Raw genomic sequence first — 12,236 nt, 5'->3', positions numbered from 1 at the left:
AAGCTCCATGACACGCGATTTTGAACAATTCCCTGATGATGAAAATGGTAACGTGCTTTGGCAAATGGCTGAAGATGGTGATGACCTGACTGAAGCCCATGAAATTGAATTTTCCATTGCTTTTCAAACACAGGATCAGGCGGAAAGATGTGCACTGTATTTGTTGAGTGAAGAACAGAAAATCAGCCTGTTTGAAGATGAAGAAGCCGATACTGTAGAGTGGATTATCACGATATATGTGTATATGGAACCAGAGTATTCAGACATTGTCGATCTGGAAGAATGGTTTACCAAAATTGCTGAACAATATGACGGTGAATACGACGGTTGGGGCTGTATGGCTTATGTTTATGATGAAGAAGAGTGGGAAGATGAAATCAAAAGCTAATTCTTTCACCTTCAAAATATAGAAAAAGTTTTCTAAAGTGTTCCAGCCTTAAGTCAGGCATTTGGATTTTCTTTGATCATAAATCTGCCCTAATATATTTTAAGTCTTAGGGCTTTTTTCTGCTGTTACAAGGACGGACTTCTTTTATATTAAAAGGGGTTGCTGTACCTTTAAGGAATATTTGTTTGGGATATTGATATCACCCTGATTATCAATATTATTTCATGAGTATAAAGTTCAAACTTAATTCTTCAGGAAAATAATTCTAGGCGCCATACCAAAGCCATACAGAGTCATGAATCAGCCGCGATAAACTAATAGCAATAAAACGATAATAATGAGAAGCAAAAATGAATGAAAGCAATACAGTAAAGTTGCATCGTGTATTTAGCGCACCACCAGAACGAGTGTATAGGGCTTTTATCGATCCGGATGCATTGGTGAAATGGTTAGCCCCGCATGGTTTTACCGCGAAAGTACATCATCTGGATGCAAAAGTGGGTGGCAGCTATAAAATGTCATTTACCAACTTTTCTACAGGTTCTAGCCACAGTTTCGGTGGTACTTATCATGAACTCATTCCCAACCAGTTGTTGCGCTATTCCGACCAGTTTGATGATCCTAATTTACCGGGCAACATCGAAGTGATTATTCAGTTCAAGGCTGTTTCCGTGGGGACCGAAGTGCATATTACCCAGTCCGGTATACCAGATGTGATTCCTGTAGAAGCCTGTTATTTGGGATGGCAGGAGTCCCTGCAATTACTGACTTTATTGGTGAATGCTGAAATCCCGGATCAATAGCAAGTAATAGTGTATGTATATTCAAATCAAACGTATCTATGCCGAAGCTCTCGCTTCAGATGGCAAACGAATTCTGGTCGATCGCTTGTGGCCCAGAGGTATCAGCAAACAGCAGGCGAATATTGATCTGTGGCCCAAGGATATTACCCCGTCGACAGAATTGCGCAAATGGTATGGCCATGATCCAGAATATTGGGATGAATTTCAGCGGCGCTATAAGGCAGAACTTTCTGAACATGGTGAAACGTTGCAACATCTCAGAGAGATGGCTGAACAGCAACAGCTGACTTTAATCACGGCTGCAAAAAGTGAACACTATAATCATGTGATTGTGTTGAAACAGGTATTGGAGCAAGGCTGAACCGTTTCGGCCAATTGTATTAAATCTCCTTTATAGGTTTATTTTAATCTCCCAAAGTAAGAAACCTTGCGCGCGCAAAGGCATGCAAATGGAATAAATCCACTTTGGTAGTGCGGATTTAAATATCACTGAGATTGAAAGTCTTTCGATTTGTATTCATCTTTTATTCCATAAAATAAATAAGGTTTTAGCAGGAAATTGACTTATAAAATGCTATATTAGAGTTTTTGAGGTTTTTTATGTCTTTGCCAAATTGCCCCAAATGTCATTCAGAATATACCTATGAAGATGGTGATTTGCTGATTTGCCCGGAATGCTCGCATGAATGGAAAGAAGGTGAGAGTGTGGCAGCCGAAACCACAATAATTAAAGATTCAAACGGTAATGTCTTGAATGATGGTGACACGGTCACAGTCATTAAAGATCTGAAAATTAAAGGTTCATCTTCTGTAGTGAAAGTTGGAACCAAGGTAAAAAATATTCGTTTATTAGTAGACTCGAGTGATGGTCATGACATTGACTGTAAAATTGAGGGTATTGGTGCAATGAAGCTGAAATCTGAATTTGTCAAAAAAGCTTAATTCACGCTCATAACCTTAAAAAGCTCCAGCAATGTGCTGGGGCTTTTTTTATAACTTCTTATGAAGATGGGGGATTCAACTTGATGTCTAGAACTGTTCTCGACTTGAACAAACATCCAGGCATTGCCTTTATGATTCCGCCTGCAGCATGCTATAACAACAGCAATCAAGTTAAAGAATTTTTGTTATGCCCCATATCCATCTTGAATATTCAGACAATATTAAACTGCCAGATGTCAAACCTATCTTACTGGCTTTAAATCAGGCAATGGTGGATGGTGCTTATGTGGCTTCAGCCAATGAGTTGAAAAGTCGTGCCATTTGCCAGCAAGATTATGTCATTGGCCTGGGTGATCCTTCACAGGCCTATGTACATGCCAAGGTGTCGTTATTGACTGGGCGTAGTCTGGAATTACAGCATGAAATTGCTCAAGTATTATTAAGTACGCTGCAACAGCATTTAGCTGAGCAAAATCAGCTGAGTGTACAGATTTGTGTAGAAATTTTAGAAATGCAAAAAGCAACTTATGCTAAAAAGCTTGTATAACCGCCTAAACAATATCAAGAGAATAGGTTCTGCGATTTATTCTCTTGTCTATTCGCTTTGATCAGTTCCAGTTTTTCAGCGCCACAAAGCATAAGCTGTTTGGTCACATTGTAAGATAAAGTCATTTTTTGATTACAAAATACTATTATTAAAAAGTTAAAAGTCATTTATATTTCATAAAAATAGAATATTTTTTAAGCGAAATGATTCTATTCGTATATACACTTTAAAATAACAAGAGGTTTTTGATATGGCAGGATGGTATGAATTAAGTCAGGCAAATGACGGTCAATATCGCTTTGTCTTGAAAGCGGGGAATGGGGAAATTATTTTAACCAGTGAATTGTATAAGGCGAAAGCATCTGCACTAAATGGTATTGAATCTGTACAAAAAAATAGTGTTGAAGATAGCCGTTATGAGCGCTTGGAAGCGAAAAATGGTAAACCTTATTTCAATTTAAAAGCAGCGAATCATCAAATTATTGGCACCAGCCAGTTTTATTCTAGCGAGCAATCGCGTGAGAAAGGAATTGAGTCGGTCAAAAATAATGGTTCAAGTAGCACCATTAAAGATTTGATTGAATAAATCAAATCCATGTTCCTATTCAAGTTCATTTTAAAGCATGTATCAATACATGCTTTATTTTATGCAGAGGGCACAGAAATAAGTTTTAGCCTGACAATAAAGCAGACTTAAGCAATCCGGGTTCTGGCCCAAATCATGGGTCGATCATTAGGCTTTCATCATTGAAATAGATTTAAAAGCGTTTCGGAATTTTCTGGCCATTCGGTACTGGGCTTTCGGCTTTTTTCAGTACGCCAAATAACCATGTTTCTGCATGATTGACCGCTTGTTTTAAATCATCGCCAAGGGCTAAACGACCTGCAATGAAACTGGCCAATGAGCATCCCGATCCATGATATTCACCTTCAAGACGTGGACATCGGGTTTCAGACACCAGTTCACCTTCTACGTATAAAGCGTTACGGATATAGTCCGGTGTATCTTCATGTCCACCTTTGACTAAAACTGCTTTGGCACCCATGCTAAAAAGTTTGGCAGTAGCCTGGTCGATATCTTCAACACCGGTGAGTGCACGAAGTTCGACTGTGTTTGGAGTCAGCACCGTGGCCAGTGGAATTAGTTCGACAAAGGCTTTGACCAGAGTTGCCTGATCACCTAGAGAGCCACCGCTATTGGCCACCAGTACCGGATCGAGCACATACAAATATTCAGGATGTTCACGTAAAAACTCGGCCAAGGCGGCAATATTGTCCGTGGTTCCTAACATGCCGGATTTAATACATTTAATCGGTAAATCACCGACCACGGCATGGGCTTGAGCCAGTAGGAGTTCTTTGGATGTAGCTTCAAAACCAAAGACTCGCTGTGAGTTTTGAATGGTGAGTGCTGTACAGGCAATTGCTGCATGTGCACCACTTTGACCAATCGCTTCAATATCTGCCTGTAAGCCAGCTCCACCAGAGGGATCTAAACCAGAAAAGCAAAGTACAGTCGGGCGCACAATGATGTCCTTAAGTCGTAAAATTTGCGTTAGTATAGGCAAGTTTGAGCCAAGTCTCGATAGTATTTGTGAAGTAAAAAATTTAAGTTGAAGGGTTGGTTGGTGATTAAGAATATTTTGATTGATTTGGATGGTACATTAACTGATCCCAAAGTGGGGATTACCACTTCAGCACGTTATGGTTTGGCCAAAGTAGGATGTCCGATTGCAGACGATATCAATATCGACTGGATTATTGGCCCACCTTTGCAGGCTTCTTTGGCTAAAATTTTAAATGTCGCGGTAGATGATGTACTAGCTGAACAGGCCTTGATGGGCTATAGGGAGCGCTTTGCTGTTACTGGTTTATATGAAAACCATGTTTTTGAAGATGTGGCTGAAACTTTAAATACTTTGAAGCAACAAGGTTTCCATCTGTTCTTGGCGACTGCAAAACCTGAAGTCTATGCTAAACAGATTTTAGAACACTTTGATTTATTAAAATATTTTAATTATGCCTATGGCAGTGAGCTGAATGGTGAGCGGACCAATAAAGGAGAATTAATTGCTTATATTTTGGAAAAGGAAAATTTAAACCCGGCCGAATGTGTGATGGTGGGGGATCGTGAGCACGATATTTTCGGTGCCCGTCGTAATGGCATTGAAACGATTGCTGTGGAATATGGCTATGGTTCTGATCAAGAGTTGACGGAAGCTGCACCTCAAGCACGTATTAAACAGTTTTCGGATTTACTGCAGCTTCTTAACCAATCTGCTGTTTAAGATAAATTCAAATTGAGTATTGTTATAAAAGTGCATTTTAAAATCAAAAAAACCTCCTGATGGAGGTTTTTTGATTTTTTGGGATTAGAACTGCGGTTTAACCACCACTAAAATCACCACGGCAAATAAGATCAGGGTTGGCATTTCATTAAAGAAGCGCCAGAACTTGTGTGATTTATAATGCGCATTGCCAATCAGTTTTTTGCGGTAATAGCCACAAACGAAATGGTAAATGATTAATAAGCCCACCAGACCGACTTTCAGGTAGAACCATAAAGCTTCATGGTAATGCCGTGTTGCATCGCCCCAATCGACCAGGAAGTGTGCCGTAATCAGCGTTCCAATCATGGCAGGCCACATGATGCCACGGTACAATTTGCGTTCCATGACCTCAAAACGTTGATGGCTGACGACATCATCGCTCATGGCATGATAGACAAATAGGCGTGGAAGATAGAAAAGCGCTGCGAACCAGCAAACAACGGCGATGATATGTAATGCTTTGACCCAGAGGAAAGCATCTGAAGGAGCATCCATAATTTACCCTTTAAAGGGCGGTGGGTGTATTCAATTGGCGCCGCAGCGCCAAATGAACAGACGTTAAATTAGCCTTGCCATTTTTTGAAAACAAGACAGGCATTTACACCGCCAAAACCGAAACTGTTACTCATCACAGTATTCAATTTTGCGTCACGTTTTTCAAGTACGATATCAAATGGTTTTGCGCCTTCATCCAGTTCAGTCACGTTGATGTTTGGTGCAATAAAGTCATTTTGCATCATCAAGACAGAATAAATCGCTTCCTGAACACCGGCTGCGCCCAAGCTGTGACCTGTCATAGATTTGGTGGAGCTGAGCGGTGGTACTTTGCCTTCACCAAAAGCACGTTCCATGGCTTTTAATTCAGTGATGTCACCAGCAGGTGTCGACGTACCATGGGTATTTACATAGTCAATTTTATCTACACCATGCTGTTTGGCTTCTTCTAAAGCCATCAGTACACAGCGTGTTGCACCTTCACCACTTGGTGCAACCATATCTGCACCATCACTGTTTGCAGCATAGCCGACAACTTCAGCCAGAATGTTTGCACCACGTGCTTGCGCATGTTCAAGTGATTCAAGCACCACGAAACCGCCACCGCCAGCAATCACGAAACCGTCACGGTCAGCAGAGTAGGGACGAGAAGCTGTTTCAGGCGTGTCGTTATATTTAGAACAAAGCGCACCCATGGCATCAAACAGCAAACTTTGTGACCAGTGATCTTCTTCACCACCACCAGCAAGCATTAAATCTTGTTTACCTAACTGGATCAGGTTGTAGGCATAACCAATCGCATCGGCAGAAGTGGCACATGCACTGGTAATGGTATGTGCTACACCCTGTAATTTAAAGGCAACGCCCACGTTTGCGGTAATGGTGTTGGTCATGTTGCGTGGTACAAAGAAAGGACCGACTTTACGTGCGCCCTTGGTTTGCAATAATTCGTTCATTTCAATGACAGATGCAGTAGAACCACCACCTGAACCACCGGTAATACCATAACGCGGGTTGTTGGCTAAATCATCAACCTGTAAACCGGCATTTTCAACTGCAGCTAAAGCTGAGTTATACGCATACATTGCACATACGCCCATGAAGCGTTTGAGTTTGCGGTCGATGCCGTCAAAATCTTGTTCGGCGGCTGCACTGACATGGCTCTTAAAGTTTAATTCTGCATAAGTCGGGTTAAAACGTGTTCCAGAAATCCCGTTTTGTAAAGAATGAGTGACATCTTCTAAAGAGTTACCAATGCATGAGTTGATACCCATACCAGTGATTACAACACGCTTCATCTACAGATCCCTTCTATGGTGATATTGTTGAGTAAAGACAACTGATTCAGGTAGAAAAGTAAAACCTCAATCCAGCGTATTACTCATGTCTTTGAATTGCATTCATGATAGCAGAAAGGTTTTTGAATTCTTATGGCAAATATTATGCCTATTTAGGCTGTGTGTATTTGTAATGTATGTTTGGAAAGATTAACTAAAAGATACACATTCATATTGAGATAAACTTAGACTACACCTAGTATTTATCAATAATTGTGAGAATAGAAAAAGAGGGTAAAGAATGGCGAATAGTAATAATAAACATACAGGTGGATTCTTCTCAAATGCGCTGGGAGTGGCTAAAAAGATCAGCGCAACTGGAATAAATGTATTAAGTCATACGGCTCCTGATGGCGTAAGCAAGCTTGCCCAACCCTTTCATAATGGTCATGTGATCGAGGGGAGTGCGCGAGCTCCAGGCATGTTTGAATCCAAAAGATATGATAATCCTCAACAAATGATGCGTGAATATTTACCCAATGTATCGAAACAATTGCTCGGTCGACAGTATGGTAAAGTCAGCCGTGTTGCCAGCTTTGTTTCACCGCAACTCTCTGACAAGGTATCGGACTATTTTTTTGATCATTTAAATCAATTTACCTCAAATTTGAGTTCTGTCGATGCCGTGCTAGATCAAGCCGGTGCGAAAGATCTACAAGAACTGACACAGGATGTGGACCGTTCCAAGCGCTTGAGTCAGGCTCTGGCGGAACAAAATAAATGGATGGCTTCTGTACAGGGGGCAGTCACCGGAGCATCCGGTGTCCTCGGTTCAGCTATAGATGTACCTTTATCTTTGGTCATGTCTTTGCGCATGATTTATCAGGTGGGGCGTGCCTATGGTTTTGAACTGAATAAAGATACAGAACAGGATATTGTTCAGTTTGTATTCAAACAAATTGATTTGGGTCAGATTGCTGAAAAGCAAAGTGTATTGATGGCACTGAAAGCATTATCTAATATGCTGCAAACTCACGATATTTCGCAATTTCAACAAATATTAGGTTCTGCCAACGATACTGCAGCGCTAAAAAAATGGTTGGTCAACGAAAATGGTGAAATGAAGTGGGACTGGCTGAATCATCTTCCTAAAATCTCATTGATCAGTAAACTAACTCCTGTCGCTGGGGCAGGTATTGGTGCTGTTTATAGCTGGAGACTGGTAGAGGATGTTAATCAAAAAGCTCAACAAATTTTTTCTACTGCTCGTAGTTATTTGCATCAGCATCATGGCTCGGAGCTATCACCCATTGCAGCTTATGAAAAATCTTTAGAACTGTTGGCGCAGGCTGCCCCAAGATTACTGGATCATCTTGCTACAACAGATCTGAATCCGGCTGAGCTTATACTGGGTCAGGATATTGATGTCGAGGATCATCAGACCATTTCTAAAGTTATGCTGAAAAAGAAAACCGATACAGTACAAGCAGATGACGATAAGAAAGAAGCTCGGCTTGAGCAAGGTTTGGGATATTTGGCAGAACATATGGTCGCACCGCATGCACAGGTGGAGCCACAAAAACCGGCCATCACCGCGGAACAGCCCGATGAATATGCAGAAGAAGAGGTTAGTTTGAATGAACCTGTAACGGATCAGGTGGTTGCTAATCAGGCGGAACAAGCTCAGCAAAATGAAGCACCTAAGCCAGCGAAGCGAAAAGTTACAAAAAAGACGACCTAAAAGTTGGGTGTGAAGCCTTTTAAAAAGGCTCAACAGACCTAAATATATGGAAGCGGATGCTATTTGGCTAGGCGTCGAATATTGACCATTTTTATATCTTCGCTTACAATTGCATGCCCTCAAAAAGTGGTAATTTTTTGAGGCTTTTTATTAACGGGAGAATTGCCAAATGGCAACAACAAATCAGTTGATCCGTAAGGGTCGTACGACTTTGATTGAAAAATCTAAAGTTCCTGCGTTGAAGGCTTGTCCACAACGTCGTGGTGTTTGTACACGTGTTTACACAACTACACCTAAAAAACCTAACTCAGCAATGCGTAAAGTTTGCCGTGTTCGCTTAACTTCTGGTTTTGAAGTATCAAGCTACATCGGTGGTGAAGGCCACAACCTACAAGAGCACAGTGTTGTTCTTATCCGTGGTGGTCGTGTTAAAGACTTACCAGGTGTACGTTACCATACCGTTCGTGGTTCTTTAGACTGCGCTGGTGTTAAAGATCGTAACCAGTCTCGTTCTAAATACGGTACTAAACGTCCTAAGAAATAATCTTTTAAGATTAGTTTCTTAAGGATATAGAACCGCAATCCTTTATCGTCTCGCTTGTCTGATTTCTGCATTTAATTTTGTGAAATTCAAGCGACGTGTAGTAAGGCCAGCGAAATGTACATGACACTTTGTACTCATGCTGGATAAACCTGAAGTGTCATATTTATAGGTGTATTAAAATGCCAAGACGTCGCGTAGTCGCTGCCCGTGAAATCCTTCCGGATCCTAAGTTCGGCAGCCAAACAATCGCTAAATTCATGAACCACGTAATGCAAGATGGTAAAAAATCTATTGCTGAAAGTATCGTTTACGGTGCTTTAGATCGCGTTCAAGAAAAATCTAAAGTAGATCCAGTTGAATTTTTCGAGACTACTCTTGAAAAAGTTCGTCCAATGGTCGAAGTAAAAGCACGCCGCGTTGGTGGTGCTACTTATCAGGTACCTATGGAAGTACGCCCATCCCGTCGTACTGCCCTAGCTATGCGTTGGTTAGTAGATGCTGCTGCTAAGCGTTCTGAAAAAACTATGGCTTTACGTCTTGCTGGTGAGTTGCTTGATGCAGCTGAAGGTAAAGGCGCAGCGATCAAAAAACGTGAAGATGTGCACCGTATGGCTGAAGCCAACAAAGCCTTCTCTCACTATCGCTTCTAAGCGGTTAAAACAGCCCCTATTCAGGAGGGTGACAGCTTGGTTTACGCCAAACTGTCATCGAATCGCTTTAAGCTGCTTTGCAGCTTAAAGCGTCCTGTTTTAAACAACAAATTTAGGAATGCAAGAAATCATGGCTCGTCAAACCCCAATTTCTCGTTATCGTAACATTGGTATTTCTGCGCACATTGATGCCGGTAAAACCACCACTACAGAACGTATTTTGTTCTACACAGGTGTATCTCACAAAATTGGTGAAGTACATGATGGTGCAGCAACAATGGACTGGATGGAGCAAGAGCAAGAACGTGGTATTACCATTACTTCTGCTGCTACCACTACGTTCTGGTCAGGTATGTCTAAACAGTTCCCTGAACACCGTATCAACGTAATTGACACCCCGGGACACGTTGACTTCACAATCGAAGTTGAACGTTCTATGCGTGTTCTTGACGGTGCGTGCATGGTTTACTGTGCTGTAGGTGGTGTACAACCTCAGTCTGAAACTGTATGGCGTCAAGCGAACAAATACCAAGTTCCTCGTTTAGCATTCGTGAACAAGATGGACCGTACTGGTGCCAACTTCTTCCGTGTTGTTGAACAAATGAAAACTCGTTTAGGTGCTCACCCTGTACCTGTAGTAATCCCTGTTGGCGCTGAAGAAAACTTCCAAGGCGTTATCGACTTGATCGAAATGAAAGCGATCATTTGGGATGAAGCTTCACAAGGTATGAAGTTCGAGTACGGCGATATCCCTGCTGATCTTCAAGCAACTGCTGAAGAATGGCGTACAAACATGGTTGAAGCTGCTGCTGAAGCTTCTGAAGAGTTAATGGACAAATACCTTGAAAATGGTGATCTTGATAAAGAAGACATCGTTGCAGGTTTACGTACTCAAACTCTAGCTTGTGAAATTCAACCAATGCTTTGTGGTACAGCGTTCAAAAACAAAGGTGTTCAACGTATGTTGGATGCTGTGATTGAATTCTTGCCATCACCTACAGAAGTTAAAGCGATCGAAGGTATTCTTGACGACAAAGACGAAACTAAAGCAGTTCGTGAAGCGTCTGACGAAGCTCCGTTCTCTGCACTTGCGTTCAAAATCATGAACGACAAATTCGTAGGTAACTTGACATTCGTACGTGTTTACTCTGGTGTTCTTAAACAAGGCGACTCTGTTTTCAACCCAGTTAAATCTAAACGTGAACGTATCGGCCGTATCGTGCAAATGCACGCGAACGATCGTCAAGACGTTGAAGAAATCCGCGCTGGTGACATCGCTGCATGTGTAGGTCTTAAAGACGTTACAACTGGTGATACACTTTGTGATGAAAAAAATGTCATCACACTTGAACGTATGGAATTCCCAGAGCCAGTAATTGCATTGGCTGTTGAACCAAAAACTAAAGCTGACCAAGAGAAAATGTCTATCGCTCTTGGCCGTTTAGCGAAAGAAGATCCATCATTCCGCGTTCGTACAGATGAAGAATCTGGTCAAACCATCATTGCTGGTATGGGTGAGCTTCACCTTGACATCATTGTTGACCGTATGAAGCGTGAATTCGGTGTTGAAGCAAACATTGGTAAACCAATGGTTTCTTACCGTGAAACGATCAAAAAGTCAGTTGAACAAGAAGGTAAATTCGTTCGTCAAACTGGTGGTAAAGGTAAATTTGGTCACGTATACGTACGTTTAGAACCAATGGATCCTGAATCAGAAAAAGATTACGAATTCGTTGAAGAAGTTGTTGGTGGTGTCGTACCTAAAGAATTCTTTGGTGCTGTAGACAAAGGTATCCAAGAACGTATGAAGAATGGTGTCTTGGCTGGTTACCCAGTTGTTGGCATCAAAGCGACATTGTTCGACGGTTCTTACCACGATGTCGATTCTGACGAATTATCGTTCAAAATGGCAGGTTCTTATGCCTTCCGTGACGGTTTCATGAAAGCTGATCCTATCTTGCTTGAACCGATCATGAAAGTTGAAGTAGAAACTCCAGAAGACTACATGGGCGATATCATGGGTGACTTAAACCGTCGTCGTGGTATGGTTCAAGGTATGGACGATTTACCTGGTGGTACTAAAGCAATCCGTGCTGAAGTTCCATTGGCTGAGATGTTTGGTTACGCGACTCAAATGCGTTCTATGTCTCAAGGTCGTGCGACTTATTCTATGGAATTTTCTAAATATGCTGAAACTCCACGTAACGTGGCTGAAGGCATCATTTCTAAGTTCCAATCTGGCGGTAAAAAAGGTGACGACGAGTAATCTTTCGATTACTATAAGCCCAAACTAATTCATAGTTAAAAACCAAAATCACTTATGGAGCTAACCCTCCATAAGTATTTTAAAAAGGAAGATCTCATGGCTAAGGCTAAGTACGAACGTAATAAACCACACGTAAACGTGGGCACAATTGGTCACGTCGACCATGGTAAAACTACTTTAACTGCTGCAATTGCAACTATCTGTGCAAAAACTTACGGCGGTGAAGCGAAAGATTACGCAGCAATTGACTCTG

The 12,236-nt window shown here is 41.6% G+C and carries 15 protein-coding genes; 12 read left to right on the top strand and 3 right to left on the bottom strand.

What is annotated here, in order from left to right; translation table 11 throughout:
• Nucleotides 1–7 precede the first annotated feature (7 nt).
• The 6 genes from FB6_RS03115 (at nt 8) to FB6_RS03090 (ending at nt 3,266) form a co-directional block, all read left to right on the top strand.
• Entirely contained in the window at nt 8–388 is a 381-nt protein-coding gene (locus FB6_RS03115; protein ID WP_174558596.1) for a ribonuclease E inhibitor RraB, read from the top strand.
• A 350-nt stretch (nt 389–738) separates the two neighbouring features.
• Nucleotides 739–1,191 (top strand): SRPBCC family protein, encoded by a 453-nt coding sequence (locus FB6_RS03110; protein WP_174558595.1) that lies wholly within the window; start codon nt 739–741, stop codon nt 1,189–1,191.
• Between the two features lie 13 nt (nt 1,192–1,204).
• Nucleotides 1,205–1,552, top strand: coding sequence for a DUF488 domain-containing protein (locus FB6_RS03105; protein WP_174558594.1), 348 nt, complete (start codon nt 1,205–1,207; stop codon nt 1,550–1,552).
• Nucleotides 1,553–1,791: 239 nt separating this feature from the next.
• Entirely contained in the window at nt 1,792–2,133 is a 342-nt protein-coding gene (locus tag FB6_RS03100) for a zinc ribbon domain-containing protein YjdM (protein WP_174558593.1), read from the top strand.
• 187 nt (nt 2,134–2,320) lie between these two features.
• A complete protein-coding gene (locus tag FB6_RS03095) occupies nt 2,321–2,680 on the top strand; it encodes a 5-carboxymethyl-2-hydroxymuconate Delta-isomerase (RefSeq protein WP_174558592.1) in 360 nt (119 codons plus the stop codon).
• 250 nt (nt 2,681–2,930) lie between these two features.
• Complete coding sequence (locus FB6_RS03090; protein ID WP_174558591.1) at nt 2,931–3,266, top strand: YegP family protein; 336 nt, start codon at nt 2,931–2,933, stop codon at nt 3,264–3,266.
• A 172-nt stretch (nt 3,267–3,438) separates the two neighbouring features.
• On the opposite strand, the gene FB6_RS03085 is transcribed toward FB6_RS03090, so the two are convergent.
• Nucleotides 3,439–4,206 carry a hydroxymethylpyrimidine/phosphomethylpyrimidine kinase gene (locus tag FB6_RS03085; RefSeq protein ID WP_174558652.1) on the bottom strand — a complete coding sequence of 256 codons (768 nt, stop codon included), beginning with the start codon at nt 4,204–4,206 and terminating at the stop codon, nt 3,439–3,441.
• A 102-nt stretch (nt 4,207–4,308) separates the two neighbouring features.
• On the opposite strand from FB6_RS03085, the gene FB6_RS03080 reads away from it, so the two are divergent.
• A complete protein-coding gene (locus FB6_RS03080) occupies nt 4,309–4,968 on the top strand; it encodes an HAD-IA family hydrolase (RefSeq protein WP_174558590.1) in 660 nt (219 codons plus the stop codon).
• An 84-nt stretch (nt 4,969–5,052) separates the two neighbouring features.
• On the opposite strand, the gene hemJ is transcribed toward FB6_RS03080, so the two are convergent.
• Both hemJ and FB6_RS03070 read right to left on the bottom strand, forming a co-directional pair.
• Nucleotides 5,053–5,505 (bottom strand): protoporphyrinogen oxidase HemJ, encoded by a 453-nt coding sequence (gene hemJ, locus FB6_RS03075; protein WP_174558589.1) that lies wholly within the window; start codon nt 5,503–5,505, stop codon nt 5,053–5,055.
• 68 nt (nt 5,506–5,573) lie between these two features.
• A complete protein-coding gene (locus FB6_RS03070; protein ID WP_174558588.1) occupies nt 5,574–6,803 on the bottom strand; it encodes a beta-ketoacyl synthase N-terminal-like domain-containing protein in 1,230 nt (409 codons plus the stop codon).
• Between the two features lie 280 nt (nt 6,804–7,083).
• On the opposite strand from FB6_RS03070, the gene FB6_RS03065 reads away from it, so the two are divergent.
• From FB6_RS03065 to FB6_RS03045, 5 genes are all read left to right on the top strand, one after another.
• Nucleotides 7,084–8,523 (top strand): EcsC family protein, encoded by a 1,440-nt coding sequence (locus FB6_RS03065; protein ID WP_174558587.1) that lies wholly within the window; start codon nt 7,084–7,086, stop codon nt 8,521–8,523.
• Between the two features lie 169 nt (nt 8,524–8,692).
• On the top strand, nt 8,693–9,067 hold the full coding sequence (rpsL, locus tag FB6_RS03060) for a 30S ribosomal protein S12 (RefSeq protein ID WP_004648013.1): 375 nt from the start codon (nt 8,693–8,695) through the stop codon (nt 9,065–9,067).
• Between the two features lie 179 nt (nt 9,068–9,246).
• Nucleotides 9,247–9,717 carry a 30S ribosomal protein S7 gene (rpsG, locus tag FB6_RS03055; protein WP_174558586.1) on the top strand — a complete coding sequence of 157 codons (471 nt, stop codon included), beginning with the start codon at nt 9,247–9,249 and terminating at the stop codon, nt 9,715–9,717.
• A 130-nt stretch (nt 9,718–9,847) separates the two neighbouring features.
• On the top strand, nt 9,848–11,983 hold the full coding sequence (fusA, locus tag FB6_RS03050; RefSeq protein WP_174558585.1) for an elongation factor G: 2,136 nt from the start codon (nt 9,848–9,850) through the stop codon (nt 11,981–11,983).
• A gap of 96 nt (nt 11,984–12,079) precedes the next feature.
• On the top strand, nt 12,080–12,236 hold a 157-nt coding region (locus FB6_RS03045; RefSeq protein ID WP_254592175.1), incomplete at its 3' end, for a GTP-binding protein.

The organism is Acinetobacter bouvetii (assembly GCF_902753875.1).
Classification (GTDB): domain Bacteria; phylum Pseudomonadota; class Gammaproteobacteria; order Pseudomonadales; family Moraxellaceae; genus Acinetobacter; species Acinetobacter bouvetii_A.
The sequence above is the reverse complement of the archived record's forward strand: the minus strand, read 5'-3'. Positions and strand labels throughout refer to the sequence as shown.

Bases quoted from the DNA above. Each gene is read 5' to 3' on its own strand.
- FB6_RS03090 (WP_174558591.1), top strand. From the start codon at position 2,931: ATGGCAGGATGGTATGAATTAAGTCAGGCAAATGACGGTCAATATCGC.
- fusA (WP_174558585.1), top strand. From the start codon at position 9,848: ATGGCTCGTCAAACCCCAATTTCTCGTTATCGTAACATTGGTATTTCT.
- rpsG (WP_174558586.1), top strand. From the start codon at position 9,247: ATGCCAAGACGTCGCGTAGTCGCTGCCCGTGAAATCCTTCCGGATCCT.
- FB6_RS03070 (WP_174558588.1), bottom strand. From the start codon at position 6,803: ATGAAGCGTGTTGTAATCACTGGTATGGGTATCAACTCATGCATTGGT.
- FB6_RS03095 (WP_174558592.1), top strand. From the start codon at position 2,321: ATGCCCCATATCCATCTTGAATATTCAGACAATATTAAACTGCCAGAT.
- FB6_RS03110 (WP_174558595.1), top strand. From the start codon at position 739: ATGAATGAAAGCAATACAGTAAAGTTGCATCGTGTATTTAGCGCACCA.
- FB6_RS03100 (WP_174558593.1), top strand. From the start codon at position 1,792: ATGTCTTTGCCAAATTGCCCCAAATGTCATTCAGAATATACCTATGAA.
- rpsL (WP_004648013.1), top strand. From the start codon at position 8,693: ATGGCAACAACAAATCAGTTGATCCGTAAGGGTCGTACGACTTTGATT.
- FB6_RS03115 (WP_174558596.1), top strand. From the start codon at position 8: ATGACACGCGATTTTGAACAATTCCCTGATGATGAAAATGGTAACGTG.
- hemJ (WP_174558589.1), bottom strand. From the start codon at position 5,505: ATGGATGCTCCTTCAGATGCTTTCCTCTGGGTCAAAGCATTACATATC.
- FB6_RS03065 (WP_174558587.1), top strand. From the start codon at position 7,084: ATGGCGAATAGTAATAATAAACATACAGGTGGATTCTTCTCAAATGCG.
- FB6_RS03105 (WP_174558594.1), top strand. From the start codon at position 1,205: ATGTATATTCAAATCAAACGTATCTATGCCGAAGCTCTCGCTTCAGAT.